Source organism: Kitasatospora sp. NPDC092286, from assembly GCF_044755565.1.
In the GTDB taxonomy this organism is placed as follows: domain Bacteria; phylum Actinomycetota; class Actinomycetes; order Streptomycetales; family Streptomycetaceae; genus Kitasatospora.
In genome coordinates, this window is the sequence record NZ_JBIVRD010000023.1 from 43,861 (window position 1) to 67,893 (window position 24,033).

The window sequence follows — 24,033 nt, forward strand, 5'->3', positions numbered from 1 at the left end:
ACCGGAGGACCACTGGTGGAAACACTGCTCTACGCCGCCGAACTCGTCGAGGAGGGTGGCACGTACAAGCTCGTCGTGCAGGACGTGGTGCGGGACACGGTCCAGGTCACCCCCGTCCCCAAGACCGCGGTGGACAAGCTCCCGATCTTCCTGTCGGCGCTCAGCTCCAAGCTCAACTCCGCACCGGCGCGCGGCCGCCGGTAGCACACCTCACACCCGACGAGGCCGGTGCCGTCCGTCCGGAACGACTCCCGGACGGACGGCACCGGCCTCGCTCACGCCCAGAGCTGTTCGCCGAGGGTCCCGCCCGGCGCGGCCCCGGGCAGCACGTAGGCCACGGCCGACGCCTGGTGTTCGACGAAGGGGGACAGCGCGTCGCGGGCGGCCAGGCGCTCCTGGACGCGGGTGAAGAGGGCGGGGTCGCGCATGAAGGCGCAGAACAGCAGGCCGCGGTCGTCCAGGCCGTCGTCGTAGCTGTAGCCGCGACGGAGCATCCGGGCGCCCCTGTCGAGGCGGGGGCTGCTGAGACGGATGTGGGAGGTCGCGGGGATGACGTAGGAGCCGTCCGGGTGTTTGGCGTAGATGTCCGGCTCGTCGTGCTCGGCGGTGCCGGTGAGCGGGACGCCGTCGCCGGAGCGGCGGCCGATCGTCATGTTCTGCCGGTCCTCGGGGAGTGCCGCGAAGCCGGCGACATCCATGCGGATCCTGCGGTAGACCAGGATGGTCCCGTTCTCGTGGGCTCCTGGCGGGCCCCAGACCCATTGCCGGGCGGCCTCGTCGTCGGGGTTGGCGGTGCCGTCCTTGAACCCGAACAGGTTTCGCGCGGTGGTGCCCGGGGGCGTGGGAGGCAGGAAACCGGACTGGGTCCAGCGCGGGACGGCGCCGGCGGCCCTCGCGGCGGTGGTGGCCAGCTCGGCGACGACGGTCAGCGTCCAGCGGTCGGCGGCGCACAGCTGGACCAGCACGTCGCCGTTGCCGCGTGCCGGGTCGAGGCGGTCGCCGGGGTACGGCGGCAGGTCGGCCAGCTCGCCCGGGACGTTCAGGCCGAGCCGGGAGGCGAGCGCGGGGCCGACGCCGACCAGGGAGGTGAGCCGGGCCGGGTCGTCGGTCCGCAGCCGCAGGTCGGGCAGCGTACCGGCGGCAGCGGTGGAGAGCGTGCGGGTCAGCGCCTCCAGGACGGTGCGCAGGGTCTCCCGGTCCGCGGTGGCGGAGGTCGGCGGGAGGTCCAGGGAGAACAGCTGTGTGACGGGTAACTGAGGCGCAGTCAGGCCGGCCTGCCGGGCGCCGTGGAAGGAAATCGCCGCCGGGGGTGGCGGGGCGGCGCTGGAAGCGGCGCCACGGCGCGATGCCCGGACGCTGCTCACCACCCCCTCCGCCGCCGTGCCGATCCCGGCGGCCAGCACCGCTCCGGCAGTGAGGAGGCTCCGGCGGTCCAAACCGGTTGCGGCGATTCGTGCCGGCTCCTGCGCATTTCCCGGTTCGGTGTGCATGGGCGATATTGGAGACGATAGAACACCTGTCATGCAAATCCTGCCTCCTCATGGTCTGTTGAATCGTTCGGTGCCCGGGCCTGCCGTGTCCCGGGCACCGGCGCCGCGGTACCTGCCGCGGTACCTGACGGCGCTGGTCGTCGCGGTCGCGGCGGCGGCCACGGGTTGCTCGTCGGCCGATTCGAAGCCGTCCGCCGATCAGCACCCGGCCGGGAACGTCCTTCGCGTACCGGAGGACTTCCGCACGGTGCAGCAGGCGGTGGACATCGCTCGTGAGGGGGACACGGTGCTGGTTCACCCCGGCGTGTACCGGGAGAGCGTGCGGGTCACCGTCCCGCGGGTGGTGGTGCGCGGATCGGACCGGAACGCGGTGGTCTTCGACGGAGGGCAGCGGCTCACCAACGGCATCACCGTCTCCGGTGCCGGCTCGGTGGTGGAGAACCTCACCGTCCACGGCTACCTCGCCAACGGCGTGCTGTTCACCGGCGTCACCGACGAGAAGCTGCAGTACCGCGGCGCCGGCGGGTCGGCCTACGACCCGCTGGACACCGTCCGGTTCCCGCCGGTGCAGGGGTTCCGGGCCTCCAGGGTGACGGCGTACAACAACGGGCTCTACGGCATCTACGCCTTCGACGCGCGCAGTGGTGTCATCGAGGACTCCTACGCCTCCGGAGGGGCCGACTCCGGCATCTACGTCGGCCAGTGCAAGCCCTGCGACACGCTGGTGCGCGGCAACACGGTGGAGCGCAACGCGGTCGGCATCGAGATCACCAACGCCTCGGACGGCTTGACGGTGCTCGGCAACCGCGTCGTCGGCAACCGCGTCGGGGTGACGGTGAACTCCAACGACCTGGAGGCACTTGCCCCGCAGCACGGCGCGGTGATCGCCGGCAACGTGATCACCGACAACAACGCCGCGGACTCGCCCGAGCAGGCCGACGGGGGCTTCGGCATCGGCATCGGGATCGGTGGCGGCACGGAGAACCACATCGCGCGCAACCTCGTCCGGGGCAACCGCGCGGCCGGGGTCGTCGTCACCGACCTCCCGGGGCACCCGGCCGTCGGCAACCGCATCGAAGGCAACAGCGTCACGGCCAACGGCGCCGACCTGGTGATGGCCGCGGCCGACCCCGGCAACTGCTTCAGCGGCAACTCGCCCGCGACCCAGAGCCCGAACGGCCTGGAGGGCCTTGCCGGTTGCGGTGTCACACCGCGGCAGGCCGTCCCGGCTGGCCGGTCCGTGCCCGTCCAGCCGCCGCCCGGTACGCCCTTCAACTCCGTGCCCGTCCCGCCCGCCCAGCCGTCGATGCCGGACCCGGCGGAACCCGGCCGACCGGCGACGGACCTCCCCGGCCCGGTCGACCCGGACCGCTACCCCCTGCCGACCGACGCCACCGTCATGCCGCGGCCGAGCTGAGCCCGGTCGGCGCGCTCAGGCCCGGGACACGGCCGACGGGGCTCCCCGGAAGGCGAGTCGAGCTGCCGGAAGGCCCGCTCGGCCGCCGGGGAGCCCCGTCGGTACCGCTTTCGGTACCGATCGCGGTGCCTCTTTCGGGGTGGTCGCGTCAGCCCGCGGCCCACGGTGCCTCGGGCAGCCGCGCGCCGTCGTCACGCCCGGTGATCTCCACGGTCGTCGGGGTGCCCAGGCCCGGCATCCGCATCGTCACCCGCCGCAGACCGCCGTCGCCGTCGATCCAGTACGTCAGCGGCGACAACTCGCCGTCCGGCCCCGCCCCGTGCGTGGCGTCGCGGGAGCGCGGTCCGGAGAACCTGTCGTAGTTCCGGCCGTCGATCCGGTCGGTTCCCAGCCATCGCGGCCCGGACTGCGCGAGCAGCAGCGGATTGTCGGGCCGGTCCGCGCCGAGCTGGATCAGCAACTGGAGCCCGGCGTCCAGGGGATCCGTCGTGTAGGCGCGCGGTGACCAGCCCGGGCGGGGAACGTGCTCGGCCCGCTGCCACGGCGGGCCGCCGGCGCCCTCCGGCTCCGGTGCCAGCCCCAGACCGCGGCTGTCCCACACGATCAGACCGTGGTCGAGCTGCCCGGTGGCCCCGGTCGCCTGGTAGCTGCCCACGGCCCGGTGGTTGCGGTAGTCCACGACCCCGTCGACCCGGATCACCACGCCGCCGCCCTCGGCGGCGGTGAGGGTCACCGCGACCGGACTGGCCTGGTACAGGGTCAGGCGGGACAGTGCGATGCGGGCCGCCTCGTCGGACGTCACCGCCCTGCTCGTGGTGGGCCCGGAGCCGTTCTGGTAGACGGCCAGGCCACCCGCCGTGGCCGCGCACACCGTGACCGCTGTCAGCGTCCTGAACCAGAAGGTCCGACGCGGCGTACGGCCGCTGGTCTTCTTCCGGGCCATGCAGATGCCTTCTCTCACGTCGGTCGAACACGAGGGCGGGTTCGCGGACCACCGGTCCGCGAACCCGCCCGATCCACTCCTGCCGGCAGCCGGCGCACCGGGCGCCGGCCACCGAGCCCGGATGCTACCTGTGCTGGGCCCTGCGCCTGCGGACCAGCACGAGCAGCGCCCCGCCGAGAGCCGTCAACATCGCGGCGGCCAGGGCCATCGGCATGAGCTGGCCCGTGCCGGTGCTCGCCAGGGGCGAGCCGGGCACGGCGCCCGGTGCGGCAGGCACGTTCGGCGGGTTCGGCGCGGCCGGTGCGCTGGGCGTGTCCGGCGTCGGTGGCGCCGGTGTGGGTGTCGGCGTTGCCGACGGGGTGGGTGTGGGGGTGGCCAGCAGCCGGTTGACCGCGGTCGTGGAGAGTCCGGCGTCGAGGTTCCCGGCGTTCAGCACCAGCGGGCCGAGCACCGTAACGTCCGGAGCGGCGTAGCCCTCGGGCGGGCTGACCTCCTGCCAGTAGTACGTCCCCGGTACGCCGGTGCCCTGACAGATGCCGTCGGGCCCGGTCGTGCAGGGCTCACCGACCGGCGTGTCGGGCTTCGCCCCGGTGGTCTGCAAGCCGTCGGTGCCGTTCGTCTCCTTCCACAGCTGGAACTTCGCCCCCGCCAGCGGTTTGCCGTCCTGGTCGTTCTTGACCAGGCGCAGCGCGCCCTCCTGCTGACGGAACCCGAAGTCGAAGGTGTGGTCGTTCTCGCCCGGTCCGCCGGTGGTCAGCGCCCGTTCCGGGAACTTCCCGCCGGCCGGGACGATGCCCTTGGAGTCGACGAAGTGGTTGTCGCCGACGTCCGCGTCGGTGGGCACCCACTGGTACAGCGGGCCGTCCTTGGCGTAGTCGGCCGGGTTGTCGAGCCGGATGGTGTACTTCGTCTTCGGCTTCAGACCGCCGGGCACGTCCGAGTCGTCGAAGTAGTACTCACCGCGCGGTGTTGTCTTCGTCGTGCCGACGAGTTTCCCCGACTCGTCGTAGAGGTTGACGGTGGCACCGGGGACCGGGCGCTGGCCCGGGCTCTGGACGCCCTTGCGCTCGGGGTCGTACCAGACCCGGTTGCCGATCTGCAACGGTGCCTGGTCGCAGAGCACCTCCAGGTCGCCCATCGAGGCGCCCTTCCCGAAGGCGGCGTTGCCCGGGTTCAGGCGCAGGCCGGAACCGCGCTCCCGCGTTCCGTCGCGCTTGGTGAACATCGTGCCGGCGCCGTACGCCGTGTCATTGGGGTCCACACCGGAGGTCGCGATGTAGTCCTCCACCTTCGACAGCGCCAGGCCGGCGTAGGCCGAGTTCGCGTGGATACCCCCCATGCTGGACACGTTGAAGAGCCTGGTGCCGCGCGGCGTCAGCCCGCAGCCGGTGTTCGTGTCCATCACGTACACGCCGCCGGCCAGGCACGCCTTGTTCAGGTCGCCGCCGGCCACGATCACCCGGTAGGTCGAGGTGTCCCCGGGCCGCGCATACGCCGTCGACTGGTCGGCGAACCGGTCGCGGAACGCCAGCAGCATGGAGCCGTCGGTCTCGAAGGCGATATCGGCCAGCTCCGGCTCGGGGTTGGACATGGACCCGCCGCACGCCTGGCCGTTCTGCTGGGTGGGGTACGTGTCCGTCCAGGGGAACCAGCCCGACCCGGCACAGGGACCGGCCCCACCGAGCGTGGACAGGCGCGGGTAGTCCAGGGGCTGCTCCAGCACCGCCTTGCCGAAGGTCCCCGTCGCCGGGTCGAACGGCAGGACCACCGCGCGCAGGTCCGAGACCTTCCCGGTCGACTCGCCCGAACAGACACCGCCGACGTAGCCGACGCCGTCCTGCAGGCCCAGGCCGAACGGACGCCAGTCTCCCGGCGCGGGACAGCCCGGGTCCGGGATGGCGTGGACGGACTCGGGAGCCGCCGCGGTCGGCAGGGTGGCGTTGTAGTGGTACAGCTTGCGGTTGTTGAGGTTGACGACGAAGAGGTCGCGGCCGTCCTCGGAGATCTCCAGGTCGCCCAGGCTCTCCTTGCCCGTCGCGGAGAGGAAGGCGTCGTCGGCGGTGCCGGCGCCGTGCGCCGACGCTCCGGAGTCCGGGACGGTGGTGAACAGCGACGTGGTCTTGTTCGTCATGTCGGTGACGTAGATCGCGCCGGCGCCGCCGGGGCCGTACGTCGTGTCCCGCTTGGCCAGCGCCGAGCTGAACAGCCGCTTCCCGGGCTTGCTCCACCCGATTCCGTAGAGGGTGCCGGTCTCGGCGTTCGTGGCCAGGTCGGTCGTGTCCGTGTTGAGTCCGCGCGCGTTGTACGGGAACGTCACCAGCGTTCGCTGGGACTGCGGTTCATTGCTCGCGGGCTGGCACGCCGTGACCAGCGGCGCGTTCTTCTGGCAGTAGTCGCCGGGGCTCCACAGCCCCGTGGTGTACGCCACGTGCTTGCCGCCGCCGAGGTCGACGAACTCCTCGTTGCTGCTCAGCTGGTTCGGCGCGCCGTCCAGGCCCTGCCGCGACGCGAACGCCGGGAACAGCACGCCCGGCTTCGGGTTCACGACCTGGACCCGGTACTTGCCGCTGGCCGTCCGGGCCGTACCGGGTGCCAGGGTGAGCGTGCCGTCGGCGGCCGTCACCCCGGTGATCCCGACGCCGTCGTCGTTGGTGAGTGTCACCGTGACGCCGCCGATGCCCGGTTCCAGGGCCGGGCTCCACACGCCGGTCGCGTCCACGGCCCGCACCACCCGGACCGTCACCGATCCGTCGTCCGCCTGCGGATACGCCGCCGGTGCCACCGCCAGTGAGCAACTGGCGATTCCCACGGCGAGGGCCGCGGAGCGGGCTATGGTGCGGCGGCCGGGCAGACCCGACCACCGCCGGCCCGGTCCGTGCGCGGCGCCGTTCGTCTGTTCACTTCTAGGTGTCATTCCTGCTCTCATCGTGGAGAAGGGGCTGGTGCCCCGACCTCGTGAAGGAGTCCATAGAGCGGCGGTGATCCGCCTTCTTAACGGAAGTTTAAAGAGGGTGTAAGCAAGCATGTGACAGAATGGCAATTTTGACGTCAGGTCAATTCGCTTCGGTGCCCGGCCCCGGCCTTCCGCGAGCGAGCCGCCCGGGCCGGGGATCCCGTGGTCAGGTCGACAGGCGGATGAAGTGCTCGGTCGCGAGGATTCGGTGCCGGACGTCGTCGGGCAGGCGGGACAGGACGCCGGGAAGAGGACGCTCGCCGTCGACCTGGCTCCGGTGTGCCGTGATCGCGGCCCACTTCTGCCCCAGCCAGGGGCGGACGTCGCGTGTCACGTCGGCCAGGGCGTCCGGGACGCTGAGCACGGACTTGCCGACCCGCGTCAGCAGCGGGCCGAGGTCCGCGACCGCCGAGTGGGGATGGGTGGCCATGTGCACGGTGCCGGGCCGCCAGGGCGCCCCGGCACCCGGGTAGAGGTGTTCGAGCCCTGCGGCGGCCGCGGCCAGCAGGGTGGCGCGGTGGGTCTGCCGGTGGTCCGGATGGCCTGTCAGCTGCCCGTAGGCGTCGTGGGTGAGCACGATCTCGGGCCTCACCTCGCGGATGTGGCGCACGATGTCCTCCACCACGCGATCGAGAGGTGCCTCGCACAGCCGCGGCCGCCCGGGGGCGGAGTCCGGGGCACGGTGGTCGGCGTAGCCGAGCATCCGCGGCTCGCCCGCGCCCAGGATCCGGAGGGCCTCGGCGAGTTCGGCGGCGCGGTGGGTGCCCGGCGCCCAGGTGACGGTGACGACCGCTGTCCGTGCTCCGGAAGCGGCGTGCTGGGCGAGCACCCCGCCGACGAGGAGCGACTCGTCGTCCGGGTGCCCGACCACGGCGAGCAGCGAGGGCAGTGGCGGCATGCGAATCTCCATCATCGGTGCGCCGGGAACGGTCGGCGGAGCGGCAAGGGGGGCTTCACCGGCTGCTGCTGCCCTGGTCGTGGTGGGACGGTTCACGCGGTTGGTCCGGTGCGGTGTCGGTGCTGTGGTGGTGCCGGTCGGATGTGGGGTCCGCGCCTCGATGAGCACTGGGCCCTGTGGGGACGCGCGATTCCACGCCCGATGGGCACTCGTTCTGTCGGTGTTGCGTGAGCAATCGGCGCGCTCCAAGCGCCGGCGTGGTAACCGTGTGTAGGGACAGCGCTGGGGGCGCATCGTCATCATGTGAACGCACGCCCGGCGATTCATCCAAGTCGCTTTCAGGCGTTCCTGGACGACGTTCCGTCAGTCCTGGCCGGTCGAGTCCTGGTCGAACGCTTCCCAGGGAGTTCACTCGAAAGAGTGAACCCCCTGGGGTTCGCGGTCGGCGCCGGATGCTGAGGGGTGCCCGGGGTCAGATCCAGGTGTAGTTCTGGTCCGTGATCGGCTCCAGTTCGAACCTGTGCACCGTGGCGGTGGGGCTGTCGAGTTCGGCGATCTGCTTGCCGATCGGCGGGAAGAGCGGCAGGCCGTCCACCTTGCGGTAGTCGTGCCACTCGATGGTGCCGACCTCGTGGCTGCCGTCGGGGAGTTCGTCGAACTCCTGGGTGGCGAGCTGGGCACGGACCTCGGGGGTGACGTGGATCCGGTAGATCAGGTGGAACTTGCGGGGCGGCGGGGCAGGTAGACGGCCACGTCGAACGTGGCGAACACCCTGCTGGCCCACAGCGCGAGCGTGGCCGTGAGGTAGGGGCCGCCCGCCAGGCCGAAGGCGATGGCTCGGTCCGCGTAGCCGTCCTGGATGATCACGGCGTCGGCAGGCCGGGGCGGGTCGACGCGGACCAGGAGCCCGTCGAGCGCGTACCCTCCGACCAGGAACGCAGCCGTGATGGCACTGCTCTCGGCCTGCCGGACCAAGGGGAGCCGCTTGAGCAGCGGCTCGACGGGGTGGTGCTCGGCGAGCATCCCGCGATGCCGCACCGCGGTGACTTCCCGGGCTTCGAGGGTCTTGATCAGAGTGGTGACCAGGGTGGTCTTGCCCGACATGTCCAGTCCGTCGACGAGGATGCGCACGGCGTGTCTCCTGAACCTCGATGGGGTAGGGCTCGGGCCGCCGCACGGGCCGGTCGAGCCCGTGCGCGTGGGCGGTTCGGGGAGGGGAATGAACGTCCTCGCCGACCGCGAGTGGCTGACTCTCAGTCAACGGCCGTGCACGCAGCAGCAGAAGCTGCCAGGGTGTAGGCCAGTCGTCGGCCAGTTGTCGGCCACTGTCGGCCGGGGAGAGGGGTGCCGTGTCAGCGGATACCGCACCGATCGGGACGCTGATCAGAGATGCCAGGAAGAAGAAGGGCTGGTCGCAGCCCCGGCTCGGCCGGGAACTCGGCAAGGCCGAGGGCAAGGGGGCCGACGGGCCGGGGCGTGATCAGGTGTCGCGGTGGGAACTCGGTGGACGTGTCCCGAAGTACTGGCTGCCGTACCTGATCGAGGTTCTGGACCTGCGGCCACCAGATCCGGGCGGCAGTTCGCCAACCGGTCCGGAAGATCCGGTGTCGGGCGATACCGTGGATTCCGTCATCGAGCTGAGCCGGAGGGACGTGGTGGATCGCCGGGGATTCGTGGCCGCCTCCAGTGCGTACGCGCTAGCGGCCCTGGGGCTGCCCGATCCGGAGAGCCTTCTCCGCCGTGTCCGCCTGAAGGCCGGAGGGAAAGTCCAGGTCGGCCGGGGCGAAGTCGCGGCCGTCCGCCAGATGACCAAGTCCCTCGGCGACGCGGCGGCCGAACTCGGCGGCGGACATGCCCGCCACCTCGCCGTCCGCTACCTCCACGAGGACGTCTCCAAGTGGCTGGACGGCACGTGGACCGAAGCCGTCGGCCGCGAATTGTTCGCCGTGACCGCCCAACTCGTCCACCTGGCCGGCTGGATGGCCCAGGACGAGGGCAACCAGGACGCCGCCCAGCAGTACTACGCGCACTCCTTCCGGCTGGCCTCCGAGGCCGGCGACGCCGAACTCGCCGCCACCGCCCTGCGTGGCCTGGCAGTCCAGGCCATCGACCTCGGCTTCCGCGCGACCGCCGTGCGGATGGCCGAGGACTGCGTCAACCAGGCCAAGAACCTGGACGACCCCCGCGCGGTGGCGTACTACCAGGCCACCTTGGCCAACGCCGCAGCCCTGGACGGCGACCGGCCGACCGCCACCCGATCCCTCACCACCTCGCAGACGTCCATCGAACGCGCCACCGGCGCCCCCGGCGACTCGTGGGCCTCGCACTACAGCATCGGCCGGTGGGCCCACGAGGCCGGCATGATCCTGGCTCAGCTCGGTGACTTCACGAGCGCACAGGACCACCTGCACCACGCGCTCGACATCCACGGCCTCGACCGTCGGCGCACCCGCGCCATCGTCCTGGCCGACCTCGGCACCGTCCGGCTCCGCCAGGACGACGTGGACGGCGCCCTCGCCTCCTGGAACGACTTCCTCGACTGCGCGGACGGCATCCGCTCCATCAAGGTGCGGGACGCCATCCACGACATGCGAGCCCGCCTGTACCGGCTGCGTGACGTCCCCGGCGTCGAGGAACTGGACGAACGAGCGTCAGCCCTCGAATAGAGAAGACACACGGCAGAGGACCTGACCGAGCGGTACGGGCCACTCGCAGGCAGCGGAAGTGCAGACGAAGGGGGTCACTGACTTCCTTGCCCTACAGATATCCAGCCGTTGCGACAACCGATGGTAGGCCGAGGTTCACACCGCTGGGTAGGGCCGCCAAGGGCAGTGTGCTCGTGGTGCTGAACGGGTCGGTCTTCGAAGAACGTGGCCGCGTCTCCTGGCGGGGCGGTGAAGTACGGCACCGTCTCGACCTCGGATCCGCACTCCTCGCAGACCCGGGTCCCGACTGTCTGGTCAGCGCACCCACCCGTCAGGGCCGGGACGCAGCGTCATGTAGCCGTCCACGGGCCCGAAGCCGAGGTCGCGGTAGAGCGGGGCGCCGGCCTCGGTGGCGCGCAGCTCGATCGAGCCGCAGCCGGCGTCCTGGAGCGCCTCGACCAGGGCGGTGGTGACGGCGCGGGCGTGGCCGCGCCGCCGGTGCGCGGGGTCCGTGGCCACCGTGTGGATCCGGCCCCAGCGGCCGGTGGGAAAGGCCGGGCCGAGGTAGCCGCGGTAGATGATGCCGATGGCGCACGCCGCGAGCCCGCCGTCGGTGGGGACGACGTAGGCGAGCAGGTTCGGGTCGCTGCCGAGGCGGGCGCGCATGTCGTCACGGAAGGTCGAGCGCCACTCGTCGGTGGGCTGGGCGCCGTCCAGGACGGCGACGCGCAGGCGCAGCAGTTCGTCGGCGTCCTCGGGCCGGGCCGGACGGGCGGTGGTGGCGGTCATCGACTGGTCTCCTTCGCACGGGTGTCGGGGTCGGGGTCGGTGGTGAGGAGGAGGCGGATCCGGCGGGCAGGACGGCGGCGCTCAGGAGCACGCCGCCTCCGCTTCCCCCTGCGGCCACGCGTCGCGGTCGCGGCGGTGGTCGAACTCCTCGGCCTCGGCGGCCAGGACGTCGAAGTGGGGGAGCGGGGCCCAGAGGCTTCGTTCGCCGATGACGTAGAGGCGGCGCTTGGCGCGACTGGCGGCGACGTTGAGCAGGTGCGGGGTGCCGGCGGCCCACGCGCGGGCGCCGGGCCGGCCTCCGCCGAGTACGAGGATGACCACGTCGGCCTCCTTGCCCTGGGCCTTGTGGACGGTGGCGCAGCGTTCGTCGAGGAGATCAGGGCTCCAGCCGGTGCGCTCGCGGCAGATCTTCCTGCACTCGTCGACGAGGGCGCGGAACGGGGCGATGATGCGCAGGCGTTCGAGGTCGACGCCGTGCTGGTGGAGGCGGTCGAGGACGAAGGTGAAGGCGCGGCGGTCGCGTTCGCCCCAGGGGGCGTCGGGTGGGCGGTTGGGGTCGTCGGTGTTGAGCCAGCGGCTGGGCAGCAGGCCGTCGCGGGCGGTGTCGGGGAAGGGCCTGGGGTGGGTGCCGTAGACCATGAGGCCGCCGTACGCGACCTCGTTGCTGACGGTGAACATCGGTTCTTCGCAGCGGCGGTGGACACGCAGGGGCGAGCCGACCCAGACGTACTCGTCGTCACCGCCGGGGGAGGGCAGGTAGGTGCCGTAGCGGTTGACACGGTCGGCGACGGCCTGCGCGGAGGTGGCGGAGGGCAGCCACTCCTCGTCCACTCCGTAGGCGCGCAGCAGGCGGCGCTGGAGGCTGGTGGGCATGGTGACGACGGGTTCGAGCTGGAGAGGGTCGCCGACCAGGACGGCGCGGCGGGCCCGCCACAGGGCGCCCACGGCGGCCTGCGGGGTGGCCTGGCCGGCCTCGTCGACGAGGACCCAGCCGACCGAGCCCTGTCCGAGGCGGGCGAACATGCTGCCGATGGAGGAGAAGGTGGTGGAGACCACCGGCACGAGGAGGAAGAGGGTCTGCCAGGCGTGCTGGACCTCCTCGTCGGGGACGGGGCCGTTGGTGCCGGCCATCAGCTCCATCAGGACCTGGAGGTTGCCGCGGACCTTCTTGGCGGTGCCCGCGACGAGGGCGCGGTGCAGGTCGAGGGCGCGCAGGAACAGGTCGCTGCGGGCGGTGGACCAGGCTTCGTCGGACCAGGGTGAGCCGAGTTCCTGGTCGCGCTCGTCGAGGTGGAGCCAGCCGAGCGGCAGGGCGGGCAGCGTACCGGCGGCCTCCCGCAACTGGTGGTGGAGGGCGTCGAGTTCGGCGACGGCGGAGTCGAGGTCGCGTCGGGCGGTGGCCGTCGCGTGCCGGGCGCGCCGGAGTGCGTCGTCGGCCGCGTCCTCCTCGGCGCGGGCCGCGTCCTCGCGGGCCTGGGCGGCGGCGACGGCGGAGGCGGCCTCGGCCACCGCGCCGCCGCTGCGGGCGTGGAGGTCGGCGGCCAGGGCCTCGGTGCGTACGGCGGCGGCGACCTGCGCCATGGCGCTGTCCAGGTCGGTGCGCTGCTGGACGAGCAGGTGCAGGATCTCGGCCTGGGTGCGGTCGCGGTGCTGTTCGGCGGCCTGCCGGTCGGCGGAGGTCTGCAGCAGGCGGCGCAGTCCGCCGCGCACGCCCCGTTCGGTGGTCGGGGGCGCCTCGTGACGGGCGGTCAGCGCGTCCACGTACTGCCGGTGGTGTGCGGCCAGTTCGCGGGCGGCCGACAGGTCCGCGCGGGCGGTGGCCAGCTGCCGGCGGGCCTGGGGAACGCCTTCGCCGGCCAGCCGGTGTGCCGTCTCGGCTGCCCGGGTGGCGGTTTGGGCGGTGGCGGTCGCCGCGGTGGCGGTGTCGAGGCGGGCCGCGGCGGCGACCGCCCGCTCGTCGGCGCGGTGGACGTCGACTCGCAGTGTCTCGATCCGCTGTCCGGCCCGCGGTGACTCGACGCCCTCCAACCTGGCGGCCAGTCGGCGGCGTTGCTCGCGCAGGCGCTCGACCTCGGCCTGCGCGGCGCGGAAGTCGGCGACGGCCTGCGTCCAGGACGGCACCGGCCGGGCCGGACCGGCCGGTGGGGCGGTGCTCGGGCCGGCGGATCCCTCGGCCCGGCCGCGGGCCGGGGCCGGGGTGCGGGGCGGGATCCAGTCACTCAGGAGGGCCTGCATGCCGCGCAGCGCGGGGAGCCCCGCGGCGGTGCGGGCGTCGGCCTCCTTCTCGGGCAGCCGCCCCCACCAGAAGCGCTCCCCGAACTCCCTGCGGTTGGCCTTGTTGCCGAGTACGGCCGCGACGAGCCCCCACGCGGGCGCGCCCCCGAGGAGCGCGGAGGCGAGGTCGGCAAAGTGGTCCGGGTCGTCGTGCCAGTGTTCGTCGAGCGCGTCGAGGCCGGGGAGTTCGGCGGTGATGTTCTCCACCGCGCCGTTGTTGGACGAGGTGACCACGATCTCGAAGCCGGTCAGCCGCGGGTCGAGCCCGGAGACGAAGCGCGCGTGAGCGCCCTGGCGGTCCTTGCCCTGCCACGGGCGGCCGGTGAACGCCTGTGCGGGCCGGTCGAAGTCGGCCATCGCCGCGGCCCGTTCGACCACGAGTGCGGCGACCAGATCGCGCAGCATCGTCGTCTTGCCCGTTCCCGGCGGGCCGTTGACCGAGAACAGCCCGCCGTCGGTGCCCGCCCGGTCGGCCAGCATGCGGTCGACCGCGAACTGCTGGCTCAGCGCGAGGGGGAACCGCGCCGGTGCCGGCCACCGGCCGGCCGGCACCAGGTCCGGAGCGACACCGGCCAGGACGACCTCGCGGTCCTGCCGGACATCCGTCCTCGCGCCGGTGTCGATGGCGCCGTGCTCGGTCAGGTAGGCGTCCAGGGCCGGGCCGAGGCCCTCGCCGGCGGCCGCGCGCACCCGGGCGAGGTCCGGCGGAAGCAGGCTGTTGAGGAACGGCTGGGCGGCGGTGACCTTGGTCCTCGGATCGCGCGGGCGGTGAACCAGCAGGCTGCGCACCCGGACGACCCTCGGCCGCAGGTGCTCCTGGACACCGCACAGGTCGGCGATCTGCGCGGTCAGGGCCACCAGGTCGGCGAACGCGACCGGGCGCGGACCGGCATCGGCCTCGCGGCCGGGCACCGCAGCCACGTCCGCCGGGTCGGTGGGCGATGCCTCGGAGGCGGCGTCCGGGCCGCTGTCGGCTTCGGCCGCGCGGCCCTCCTCCACGGTGCCGCGAGCGGAGTGGCGGGCCGCAGCCCAGTCGGCGGCGCGACGTACCAGGGGCTCCGTCGCACCCTGCAACGCGACGCCGGCGATCTCGCCGAACAGCGCGCCGACCGCGGCCACCGCGGCGCCGCCCAGAATTTCGGCGAGCAGCTGCTGCCAGCCGCGAGTACCGGCCACGGGTTCCGGTGCCGCCGTCCCATCGGGCCGCCGGACCGCTTCCCGGACCGTGGATCCGGGCGATCGGGGGGAAGTGGCGTACGGGTTCGCGGCAGCGGTCAGCTCGCCGACCGCCACGGCGAACGCCTCGCTCAGTTCCTCGAAGCCGTCCAGCCACCCGGGAACGGACGGGCCCGGGTCGAACAGCCGCCCCGCCGCCCAGCCGCACGCGGAGACCACGGACGTGTCCTCGATCGGGCGCCCCTGGTCGTCCAGGACGAGCGCGAACATCGCGCTCTGACCGGACAGCACCAGCTCCTCCTGCGGCACCCCCGGATCCGGGTCGGTGCCCTCGGGCAGCACCGCGATCATCGCCTGGCGCAACAGCTCCAGGTCGAAGACCCCGCCGTACACCTCGTGGCGCCACACCTTCCCGTACGGCGCCCGGTCTGCGGCCGTCACCGGATGGTCCGGCGCCCACGGCAGCGGCGGCAGTGCCTGGCCCGCCGTCGGCGTCAGATCCACGACGTGCTTGTCCGCGGTGCCGGCCCGGCCCGCGCGGCGCCGGCTCGCCGCCGGGATGGTCGGCGGGCTGAACAGCTCGACGGCCCGCCAGCATTCCAGCAGAGCCTCCTGGCGCCGGCCCTCCCCATGTGCGGTCCGCACCCACTGCCCCCGTGTCGAACGTGCGGCGCACGGCCGCTTTCTGTGCTGATCAGCTGTCCGCAGAATCTACCCGACCAGGTCCGGGTGAGCGGAGTGGGTTGCACGGGTGCCTGGCGGGGCGCGGTGCGCACACGGCAGGGCCGGGACTGCGCCCGATCGGTGGATCAGCCCTCGCCCGCTGTCGGGTGGCGTGCCCGCGGCGGGGAGGCGAGCATCGAGACCATGGCCGACCGCGACATCCCCTTGAGTCACGACGCGTTCTACCTGGACGCCACGGCCCGTATGTTCGGGTGGAACGTCACGCGGGAGGCGGACGAGAGTCTGATGATGTCGCTGTTCGAGCGGACGGTGCGGGTGGTCTTCTGGCACGACGGCGGGTTCCGGTACGCGTGGGCCACAGGCCCGGGCAACGAGGCCATGGAACTGGCACTGCCGGAGGTGCTCGACGTGCTGGAGGAGTACGGCAGCGCGACGCCGCCGGCGCCGTAATGGAGGAGGAGGCCTGATCGGCAGCGTGTGTCACCGGGCGTTGCCCCGGATCCTCCGGCGGGCCGCGCCGCACTGGCGCGGGTAGCGTCTTGTCCTGGGGAGCCCGGCAGCGCGAGGAGACTCATGTCCGATGCCATCGTGATCGGCGCGGGCCCCAACGGGCTGGTGGCCGCCAACGTCCTGGCGGACGCCGGCTGGCAGGTCGATGTCCTGGAAGGCCAGGCGGAGCCCGGCGGGGCGGTCCGTAGCGACCGGGGCGTCCACCCCGGCTATGTCCACGACGTGTTCAGCTCCTTCTACCCGCTCGCCATGGCCTCGCCCGCCATCGGAGCACTGGACCTGGAGAAGCACGGTCTGCGCTGGAGCCACGCACCCACCGTCCTGGCCCACCCCCTGCCCGACGGGCGCTGCGCCACGCTGCACCGGGGCGCCGCCGCGACCTGCGCAGGCCTGGAGAGCACGTTCGGCGGGGCGGACGCCGGGGCGTGGCAGCGGCTCTCGCAGCTGTGGGACGAGCTGGACCCCCACCTCCTGCGGACGCTCTTCACTCCTTTTCCGCCGGTCAAGGCCGGTGCGGCGACGGCGGCCCGGATACGGGCGGCGGGCGGTCTGCGGGCGTTGCGCTTCCTGACCCTGCCGGTGCGCCGCCTGGCGCAGGAGGAGTTCACCCAACCGGGTGCCGGTCTGCTGCTCGCCGGGTGCGCGCTGCACGCCGACATGCTGCCCGAGGGCGTCGGCAGCGCGGCCTTCGGCTGGCTGATGGCGATGCTCGGACAGCAGGTCGGCTGGCCCGTCCCGGTGGGCGGCGCCTCCGCCCTGACGGGCGCGCTGGTGCGCCGCCTGGAGTCCCTGGGCGGCAGGGTGCACTGCGGGGCCCCGGTCGTGGAGGTGATCGTGCGCGGCGGCCGCGCGCTGGGAGTGCGTACCGTCGACGGCCGGGCGTACCGGGCCCATCGCGCGGTCCTCGCGGACGTGCCCGCCCCCGCCCTCTACGGTTCACTCGTGGGGTGGGAGCACCTGCCGCCCCGGACGGCGGAGGACCTGCGCCGCTTCCAGTGGGATTTCTCCACCCTCAAGGTCGACTGGGCTCTGGACGGCGCGATCCCCTGGGCCGCACCAGCGGCGGCGGACGCGGGAACCGTGCACCTGGGCGCCGACCTGGACGAGCTCAGCGACTACGCCCTGCAGCTGACCACCGGGCGGCTCCCGCGCCGCCCGTTCGCCCTCCTGGGGCAGATGACCACCGCCGACCCCGCCCGCTCCCCGGCCGGAACCGAATCGGCCTGGGCCTACACCCACGTCCCGCAGACGATCAAGGACGATCTGGGCCCCGACGCCATCACCGGACGCTGGGACACCCGCGAGGCACACGCCATGGCGGAGCGCGTCGAGGACCAGGTGGAACGCTTCGCGCCGGGCTTCAAGGACAGGATCGTCGCCCGGCGCATCCTCACCCCGCCGATCCTGCAGTCCCTCAATCCCAGCCTGGTCGGCGGTGCCATCAACGGCGGCACCACCGCCCTGCACCAGCAACTCGTCTTCCGCCCCGTGCCGGGCACCGGCCGGCCCGAGACACCCGTCACCGGGCTCTACCTGGCTTCCTCCTCCGCGCACCCGGGCGGCGGCGTCCACGGCGCCTGCGGAGCCAACGCCGCCCGCGCGGCCCTGCGCTCGCACCGGCTTCTGGCCGGCCGCATCCTCTCACCCGGCCTGGCCGCCGCCCAACGGCTGCTGTCGGGCCCACGCGAGAAACACATCTGACGATCACCGCACCGGCCCCGCCGGGCAGCAGACCGCGTGGCGGGGAACACGGAGGAGGAACCGCATGGCACGGCGCCAGCAATTCATCGAGTGCCCACCGCAGCAGGTGTGGGCCGTCCTGGCGGACGGCCACAGCTACGCCCAGTGGGTCGTCGGCACCCAGCACATCGGCCATGTCGACCCGTGCTGGCCCGCTGTCGGTGCCGTCCTGCGCTACCAGGCCGGCCTCGGACCGTTCAACATCCACGACATGACCGTGGTGAGGATCTGCGAGCCCGGCACCCGCCTGGAACTCGAGGCGAAGGCCCACCCGTTCGGCGCCGCCCGCATCGCCCTCACCCTCATCCCCTGGGGAGACAACACCCTGGTCCTCCTCGACGAGCACCCCCTGACCGGTGCCGGCGCGCGGCTCCAGGGACCGGCCAGCGAACTGCTGCTCCACCTGCGCAACCGCCGGTTGCTCGGCAACCTGGCCCGGGTAGCGGTCGGGGAACAGCATCAGGACACGGCCTCGGGCTCCGCCCCGCACCATTGGTGAGCGCGATCGCCTCTGTCACCGATGACGGGGCGGCGCCGATGACGACACAGCGTCGTTCGCTGACAGGCCTTCTCCGCGACAACGGCACGGCGTGAAGCAGTGGTCGGCCGGACAAGTCTTGGCAGCCAAAAGGTAGTTCGGGGCGCCAGGCCGCTTGTTGCCCACCCTGATCGTTCTTCACGCCGGGAAGTCGACCTTCAGGTCCGACGTACCCGTGCATCAGGGCGACCCAGGAGACCCCCGGCGTTATCGTGGAAGGAGTGGCGGGCCCGCGATCGGGGCCATAACTCACGAAAGGCAACCAGCCATGGCTATCGGGAAGAAGGCCGCCCACAAGGCCGAAGCGGTCAAGGGCGGCGCGAAGAAGACCGCCGGTCGCGCGACCGGTGACCGCAAGCTCGAGGCAGAGGGCCGCGGCGACCAGATCAAGGGCAACATCAAACAGGCAGGCGCCAAGATCAAGGACGCCTTCAAGCACTGACCGTCCGGCCGCGGCGGCGCTCGGCCTGTATTCTCGCGCGGCCGCGGCCCGGCGTATCGGACACCCTGGCGCGCCGCCCCACGTCCAGCATGTCCGCCGCCGATCCGATGGCCGCACTGACAGGTCGTCACCTGCGTTACGACCGGCACGACCCCGCGACCCCGGCCAACGACGATCTGGTCTTCTCCAGGGGCCACGGGGGCGTGTGTCTTCTGCCGCGTTGCTCAGGTGCTGAGCAGGCGGTTGAAGAACGAGCGGTAGCGCCGGAGCGCGATGCGCAGTTCTTCGGTCGGCACCTCGTCGCCGCGGTGCCATTGGCCTTCGAGGTCCTGCTTGTGTGCGGCGAAGGTGGTGGCGAGTGCCTGCATCGCTTCGGCGACCAGTGTGTCGGCCGCGTGTACGGCGTTGCGCGGGTCGTCGACGAAATCGCTCTGGATCTTCTGCCACCGTGAGCGGAACTCCTCCTGCTCCGCCCCCAACAGGGGTTCGCTCTCGTCGGCGGCTTCCTGGTCTTCGGCGGGCTCGGATGCCTGGGCGTCACCTTTCTCCCGGTCTTCTTTCTCCCGGTCTTCGGCTTTCTCCCGGTCTTCGGCCCGGTCTTCGGCCGTGGACTCCTGCCCGCGGCTCTCCCGCTCGGTGGCGGTGGCTTCCCCGGGGAACGCCGGTGGCGAATCCGCCCAGGAAGTACCGCTCTGTTCGTCGGTGTCCTGTCGGGCGCCGGCCAGGTCCTGCGTGGACAGGCCGCCCTCGCCCGGCTCGGGTGTCTCTTGGCTGCGCATCTCTTCACTTCCGTTTCGGCAGTTACGGTCGGCTGCGGCCGCCGACGGGTGCGCCCTGCCGGCTCAACTCGCCGGTCCAGGGCTCACGTACGGCTGTCCCGCGGCCGGTCGCCGTTGTGGAGCAGTTCCTCGAACAGGGTGCGGTAGTGCACCATCGCGCCCCGCAGCTCTTCCGTGGTCGCCTGGTGGCGGCTGCTGCGGTCGTTGACCTCGTGGGCGGACCGGAAGTGCGTCAGCACGTTCCCGTGTTCGACGGAGAGGTCCTTGAGCTGCTGTTCGTACCCCTCGGTCGGGTATCCGCGTTCGCTCATGAGCGTGGTGACGAGCCGGTCCGCCTCGTGCACCGCGTCGTCGGGCCGATCGACGAACCGTTCCTGCACCCGGGCCCAGTCCTCGGCGTACCGCTCCCGGACGCCTGGTGGCAGCGGCTTGATGTTCAGCGCGTCGTGGCGTGCCTCGCGTTCGCGCAGCTCGCGGTCGGCCGCCAGACGGCCGTCCTTCGCCTCCGCGGTCCGGTCGTACTCCGGCCCGAACCGCTCCCGCAAGTGGCGGCGGCGTGTGACGAACCACGCCACCAGCGCGCACACGATCAGCAGGACCACGACGACACCGATGATGATGAGGGTTCCTGTTGACATTGGGTCCTCCGCTTGTAGCCCACTGAACCCCCAAGACCGCGCCTTCCCTTGACTGCTGATCCGAAACGCGGACAAACCGGGCCGAACTTTCGCCACCTGGCGGCCTCCGAAGACCGGCCCCCGCTGAGGGCGTACGTCTCCGGCCGTCGTGGGGCCGGCGCCCGGCAGCGGTTCGCTCGAATCGCTCGACTTCGTGGAGCGCCATCAGCCCGAGGGCGCCGGTCGGGTCGGCGGCCCGTGGTCCCGGAGCTCGCCGATCACCGCCCAGGCCACCGACACCACCGGCACCGCCACCACCGCGCCCAGGAGGCCGGCCAGGACGGCGCCGCCGGTCACGGACAGGGCCACCGCGACCGGGTGGATCCGGACCGACCAGCTCATGACCAGCGGGTGCAGCAGATGGCCCTCGATCTGGCCGATGACCACGATCAGCCCGAGCACCAGCAGCGCGACCAGCGGACCACGGGCGGCCAGGGCGACCAGCGCGGCGACGGCCAGCGCGATGGGGGAGCCGATCAGCGGGACGAGCGCCGCGACGAACTCCAGCACCGTCAGCGGCAGTACGAGCGGCACCCGCAGCACGGCCAGGGCGATACCGACCAGCATCGCGTTGGTCGCCGCCACGATCAGCACCCCTCGGGTGTAACCGGCGAAGGTGTGCCACGCGGCGCGCCCCGCCCGGCCCCACACCGGACGCGCCCGGGCGGGGAGCTGGTGCTGCGCCCAGCACCACATCCGGTCGCCGGAGTGGAGGAAGAACACCGAGCAGAACACCGCGAGCGCCAGCCCGGTGAGCAGTTCGACGGCCCGGCTCGCGCCGCTGAGCGCGGTGCTGAGCAGCGCGGAGCGGTGGGCGGCGACGAACTCGCCGATCTTGGCCCGCAGGCCGGTGACGGTGCCGGGCCGCAGGTGGAAGGGGGCACCGGTGAGCCAGTGGTCGATCCGGCCGAGGCCGCCGCGCAGTTCGGTGCCCAGTCGGCTCCAGTCACCGGCGACGGTCGTCCCCACCAGGGTGAGAACGCCGGCCACGACCACGAGGGCGCAGACGACGGCCAGCAGGACGGCGAGCGGGCGGGGCAGCGTCCGCGCCAGCAGGTCGACGAGCGGCCGCAGGACGGAGGTGATGACCAGCGCCAGGAACACGGCGATGACCGGCAGTTCGAGCTGGGTGAGGACGGAGACGGCCAGATAGGCGGCCACGCCCAGCAGGACCAGCCGCCAGGTGTACCCGGCGGCGGTCCGCAGCCCGGAGGGCACGCGGTCCCCGGAGGGCACGCGGTCCCGGGACGCCGGGGGGCGGACCCGGGGCGGGTTCACCCTGGTCCGGCGGCTGCCGGGCGGGCGGGGTCGCCGGGCCGGTCTGACGCCGTTCACTCGCACGGGCGGCCTCCCTGACGTCGGCCGGGTTTCGTCCGGTCCCGTGCGGCTACCCCGGCGGGTGGGCCGGAAACGGTCGCGGCCACGGCGGCGTGGCGACCGCGGCCGGCAGGACCACGAGGCCCACGGCCGGTCACGCCACGTGGTCGCCGGGCAGTCCGGAGTGGGGGCGGTGCGGGAGGCAGGACGGTCTCTCCTGCGCCCGCGCCCGTGTAGCCGCCGCGGAGCCGGGCAAACGCGGGGCGTGGACGAGGAGCAGGTGGTGAGTCCGGTCCTGCCCGGGACGGCGATTTCCCCGGCCCCGGTCGTCCGCGCGACCCGGCGCGCCGCCCGGCGCACGACGGCCGCAGACCCGCCGCCGGGCACCTCCGACGACGTGGAGTGAGGAGCCCGGCATGAAGCGCCCAGGGGAAGGCCCCGCGCCAAAGGGCTCCGACCGGACCAGGCGGCTCGTGCTGGACGGCGGTGAAGGCGCGGTGCAGCGTTCCCGGGACTTCAGCCGCCGGTCCCTGGTGTCCTGGCATTGGCTGCCCACCTCGGACGCCGGGCAGCTGGCGGTGGCGGGGGACGTCCTGCTGATGGTCTCGGAGCTGGTCACCAACGCGTGCCTGTACGCGCCCGGCGGCCCTCGGGAACTGCGGCTGAGCTGGGACGGCGAGCGGCTGCGGGTGGAGGTTTCGGACGCCAGCCCGGTCCCGCCGCGGCTGCGCCCGTTCGCCGACCCCGGTCGTCCTGGTGGCTACGGTCTGCGGGTGGTGGACCGGTTGGCGCGCGACTGGGGCTGTCTGCCCGAGGGCGAGGGGAAGCTGGTCTGGCTGGAGGTTCCGTCCCCGATGGACCACGGCGCCCGTCGGCGCTGACCCGCTGAGACCCGCTGACCCTCGGGCTCGGTACTGCCAGGTCTGCCCCCTCGGTACAGCCAGGTCTGCCCCCGGAGGCCGGCGCGGTCAGGTCTGCGCGGTCAGGTCCGCCCGGGGTGTGGCCTGGGCGGCGGTGAAGGATCGGGGCCCGGGAAGGGGCCGGGATTCGGGAAGGGCGGGATCGGCGGCGGAACCGGGTCGGGGTCCTTGCCCGGCTTCGGCGCAGGGTCGGGGCGGGGGATCGGCTCGGTGTCCGGGCCCGGGGGAGGCGGGATGGTCATCACGGCCGGGACGGTCTTCACGACGGCCTCCTCAACGGCCCAGCGCGTGCGCCAGCTCGCGCTTGTTCATCTTCGAACGGCCCTTGATGTCGCGGTGCTTGGCCTCGTTGTACAACTGCTCGTAGGTCGGGCCCTGGGCCCCCTTGTGCGAGCGCTGCCCACCGCGGCGGCTGGAGGACATGTCCTGGAGGGAACTGCGGCTCGCGGTCTTCGACTCGCCGTGCCGGGCGCGTTCCTTGTTCACCGTCCGGGCGGCGATCTCCTTCGCCCGCTTCTCGCTCTCGCCCCGGTCGAGCGCGCTCTCCTTGATGTGCTCGTACTGGCGCTCCCGCTTGGGGCTGGATCCTCGCGGCATGGCGGTCGCTCCTCTCTCGGCCGAGATTGTTGCCCGAGCGCGTATACCCGGAGAAAAAGCAACAAACCACCCAAAACATGAATTGGATGTCGTGTGTCGGGTAGAAAAACCCATGACGCGGCCCAGACACACAGCCGGCCGCGTCAGCACCCCCGCCGGGTGCCACCGGGACCGTCGCTTGAAGACGGGCACAGGTCCTCCGGAAAGCAGCCCGCCGCGCTTGAGCGCGAGCCGCTCGCGGCGTTCGCCCCGATGCCCAGGAGAAAACCACCGTGTTCACCACACTGGAAACCGGTCACCCCACCGACCGGACGGCCGCCCCGCCATCCGGTCTCCCGCCCGACCTGCCACCGCGTCCGACCGACGCGCAACTGCGTGCGATGGACAAGTCCGAGGCACGCGAACTCAGCGACGCGCTGTTCGAGCGCCTGGCCGGACTCGGCCGCGAGACGCGCGCGTACAGCTACGTGCGCGGCACCATCATCGAACTCAACATGCCGCTGGTGCGTTTCATCGCCGCCCGCTTCCGGTACCGCGCCGAGGACATGGACGACATCCTCCAGGTCGGTACGATCGGTCTGATCAAGGCCGTCGACGGCTACGACCCGCAGCGCGGCGTCGAGTTCGTCACCTACGCCATCCCCACCATCGCGGGCGCGATCAAGCGGTTCTTCCGCGACACCTCCTGGCCGGTCCGGGTCCCGCGCAGCATGCAGGAGCTGTACCTGACCGTCGCCCGCGGCTCCGACCTGCTGGAGCAGGATCTCGGCCGCCTCCCGCACCCCGACGAGATCGCCGAGGGCCTCGACCTGACGGAGGCCCAGGTCATCGAGGGCCTGGTCGCCGGCCGGGTCTACCACCCCGACTCGCTGGACGCGTTGCGTGACCAGGACGCCGACGAAACCGGCAGCGCCCTGCTGGACCGGCTCGGTGACTGCGATCCGGGCATCGAGCTCGCCGAGTTCCGCATCGCCGTGCGCCCGCTGCTCGCCCAACTGCCGCGCCGCGATCAGACCGTGCTCAAGCTCCGCTTCTGGGACGGCTGGACGCAGTCCGAGATCGCCGAGCGGATCGGCGTCTCCCAGATGCACGTCTCCCGGCTGCTCACCGCCACCCTGGTCCGCCTGCGCGAGCAACTGGAGGACCGCGAGGCCCCTGGCTGGGCCGACCGGCCCGGCCAGGAGGACTGAGGCGGAGCCGTCGCCGTGGACCGGCCGGGTCGGTCCGGGCGCGACCGGGGGCCG

22 protein-coding genes are annotated in these 24,033 nt (G+C 72.6%); 10 read left to right on the forward strand and 12 right to left on the reverse strand.

Features of this window, described 5'->3' with window-relative positions; all coding sequences use genetic code 11:
* The first annotated feature begins 15 nt into the window (after positions 1-15).
* A complete protein-coding gene (locus ACIQIB_RS23110; protein WP_363612521.1) occupies positions 16-204 on the forward strand; it encodes a hypothetical protein in 189 nt (62 codons plus the stop codon).
* Positions 205-275: 71 nt separating this feature from the next.
* Here the strand turns inward: ACIQIB_RS23110 and ACIQIB_RS23115 are convergent, their stop codons facing one another.
* On the reverse strand, positions 276-1,490 hold the full coding sequence (locus ACIQIB_RS23115) for a Dyp-type peroxidase (protein ID WP_400760215.1): 1,215 nt from the start codon (positions 1,488-1,490) through the stop codon (positions 276-278).
* A 70-nt stretch (positions 1,491-1,560) separates the two neighbouring features.
* On the opposite strand from ACIQIB_RS23115, the gene ACIQIB_RS23120 reads away from it, so the two are divergent.
* Positions 1,561-2,907 carry a right-handed parallel beta-helix repeat-containing protein gene (locus tag ACIQIB_RS23120; RefSeq protein ID WP_363612517.1) on the forward strand — a complete coding sequence of 449 codons (1,347 nt, stop codon included), beginning with the start codon at positions 1,561-1,563 and terminating at the stop codon, positions 2,905-2,907.
* A 148-nt stretch (positions 2,908-3,055) separates the two neighbouring features.
* Here the strand turns inward: ACIQIB_RS23120 and ACIQIB_RS23125 are convergent, their stop codons facing one another.
* The 5 genes from ACIQIB_RS23125 to ACIQIB_RS23145 form a co-directional block, all read right to left on the reverse strand.
* Positions 3,056-3,850 carry a hypothetical protein gene (locus tag ACIQIB_RS23125; RefSeq protein WP_400650887.1) on the reverse strand — a complete coding sequence of 265 codons (795 nt, stop codon included), beginning with the start codon at positions 3,848-3,850 and terminating at the stop codon, positions 3,056-3,058.
* A gap of 124 nt (positions 3,851-3,974) precedes the next feature.
* Positions 3,975-6,764, reverse strand: a complete 2,790-nt coding sequence (locus tag ACIQIB_RS23130; protein ID WP_400760217.1) for an SdrD B-like domain-containing protein — start codon at positions 6,762-6,764, stop codon at positions 3,975-3,977.
* A gap of 205 nt (positions 6,765-6,969) precedes the next feature.
* Complete coding sequence (locus ACIQIB_RS23135; RefSeq protein WP_400650882.1) at positions 6,970-7,701, reverse strand: PIG-L deacetylase family protein; 732 nt, start codon at positions 7,699-7,701, stop codon at positions 6,970-6,972.
* A 472-nt stretch (positions 7,702-8,173) separates the two neighbouring features.
* Entirely contained in the window at positions 8,174-8,485 is a 312-nt protein-coding gene (locus ACIQIB_RS23140; RefSeq protein ID WP_400650881.1) for a hypothetical protein, read from the reverse strand.
* Complete coding sequence (locus tag ACIQIB_RS23145; RefSeq protein ID WP_400760219.1) at positions 8,413-8,832, reverse strand: hypothetical protein; 420 nt, start codon at positions 8,830-8,832, stop codon at positions 8,413-8,415. Before ACIQIB_RS23145 ends, ACIQIB_RS23140 begins: the two co-directional genes overlap by 73 nt.
* A gap of 218 nt (positions 8,833-9,050) precedes the next feature.
* On the opposite strand from ACIQIB_RS23145, the gene ACIQIB_RS23150 reads away from it, so the two are divergent.
* Positions 9,051-10,367, forward strand: a complete 1,317-nt coding sequence (locus tag ACIQIB_RS23150; protein WP_400760221.1) for a tetratricopeptide repeat protein — start codon at positions 9,051-9,053, stop codon at positions 10,365-10,367.
* 294 nt (positions 10,368-10,661) lie between these two features.
* Here ACIQIB_RS23150 and ACIQIB_RS23155 read toward each other — a convergent pair whose 3' ends face one another.
* The gene (locus ACIQIB_RS23155) at positions 10,662-11,135 is read right to left on the reverse strand and encodes a GNAT family N-acetyltransferase (RefSeq protein WP_363608337.1); all 474 of its coding nucleotides are present in this window, start codon (positions 11,133-11,135) and stop codon (positions 10,662-10,664) included.
* Positions 11,136-11,216: 81 nt separating this feature from the next.
* Entirely contained in the window at positions 11,217-15,230 is a 4,014-nt protein-coding gene (locus ACIQIB_RS23160) for an AAA domain-containing protein (RefSeq protein WP_400760223.1), read from the reverse strand.
* Between the two features lie 222 nt (positions 15,231-15,452).
* On the opposite strand from ACIQIB_RS23160, the gene ACIQIB_RS23165 reads away from it, so the two are divergent.
* From ACIQIB_RS23165 to ACIQIB_RS23180, 4 genes are all read left to right on the forward strand, one after another.
* Positions 15,453-15,719: a hypothetical protein gene (locus ACIQIB_RS23165; RefSeq protein ID WP_400650866.1), complete on the forward strand. Its 267-nt coding sequence runs from the start codon at positions 15,453-15,455 to the stop codon at positions 15,717-15,719.
* A gap of 123 nt (positions 15,720-15,842) precedes the next feature.
* Positions 15,843-17,480, forward strand: a complete 1,638-nt coding sequence (locus ACIQIB_RS23170) for a phytoene desaturase family protein (RefSeq protein WP_400760225.1) — start codon at positions 15,843-15,845, stop codon at positions 17,478-17,480.
* Positions 17,481-17,544: 64 nt separating this feature from the next.
* A complete protein-coding gene (locus ACIQIB_RS23175; protein ID WP_400760228.1) occupies positions 17,545-18,018 on the forward strand; it encodes an SRPBCC family protein in 474 nt (157 codons plus the stop codon).
* Between the two features lie 307 nt (positions 18,019-18,325).
* Entirely contained in the window at positions 18,326-18,499 is a 174-nt protein-coding gene (locus ACIQIB_RS23180; RefSeq protein ID WP_363608347.1) for a CsbD family protein, read from the forward strand.
* A 224-nt stretch (positions 18,500-18,723) separates the two neighbouring features.
* On the opposite strand, the gene ACIQIB_RS23185 is transcribed toward ACIQIB_RS23180, so the two are convergent.
* The 3 genes from ACIQIB_RS23185 to ACIQIB_RS23195 form a co-directional block, all read right to left on the reverse strand.
* Positions 18,724-19,278, reverse strand: coding sequence for a hypothetical protein (locus ACIQIB_RS23185; protein WP_400760230.1), 555 nt, complete (start codon positions 19,276-19,278; stop codon positions 18,724-18,726).
* 83 nt (positions 19,279-19,361) lie between these two features.
* On the reverse strand, positions 19,362-19,916 hold the full coding sequence (locus ACIQIB_RS23190; protein WP_363608351.1) for a hypothetical protein: 555 nt from the start codon (positions 19,914-19,916) through the stop codon (positions 19,362-19,364).
* A 204-nt stretch (positions 19,917-20,120) separates the two neighbouring features.
* The gene (locus ACIQIB_RS23195) at positions 20,121-21,173 is read right to left on the reverse strand and encodes an AI-2E family transporter (RefSeq protein ID WP_363608353.1); all 1,053 of its coding nucleotides are present in this window, start codon (positions 21,171-21,173) and stop codon (positions 20,121-20,123) included.
* 364 nt (positions 21,174-21,537) lie between these two features.
* On the opposite strand from ACIQIB_RS23195, the gene ACIQIB_RS23200 reads away from it, so the two are divergent.
* Together ACIQIB_RS23200 and ACIQIB_RS23205 are read left to right on the forward strand one after the other, a co-directional pair.
* Entirely contained in the window at positions 21,538-21,678 is a 141-nt protein-coding gene (locus ACIQIB_RS23200; protein WP_363608355.1) for a hypothetical protein, read from the forward strand.
* A 10-nt stretch (positions 21,679-21,688) separates the two neighbouring features.
* Positions 21,689-22,153, forward strand: coding sequence for an ATP-binding protein (locus ACIQIB_RS23205; protein WP_363608356.1), 465 nt, complete (start codon positions 21,689-21,691; stop codon positions 22,151-22,153).
* A gap of 312 nt (positions 22,154-22,465) precedes the next feature.
* On the opposite strand, the gene ACIQIB_RS23210 is transcribed toward ACIQIB_RS23205, so the two are convergent.
* Positions 22,466-22,789: a plasmid stabilization protein gene (locus ACIQIB_RS23210; protein ID WP_400650853.1), complete on the reverse strand. Its 324-nt coding sequence runs from the start codon at positions 22,787-22,789 to the stop codon at positions 22,466-22,468.
* 272 nt (positions 22,790-23,061) lie between these two features.
* Between ACIQIB_RS23210 and ACIQIB_RS23215 the strand changes: the two genes are divergently transcribed.
* Positions 23,062-23,979, forward strand: coding sequence for a SigB/SigF/SigG family RNA polymerase sigma factor (locus tag ACIQIB_RS23215; protein ID WP_400760233.1), 918 nt, complete (start codon positions 23,062-23,064; stop codon positions 23,977-23,979).
* The last annotated feature ends 54 nt before the right edge of the window (positions 23,980-24,033 follow it).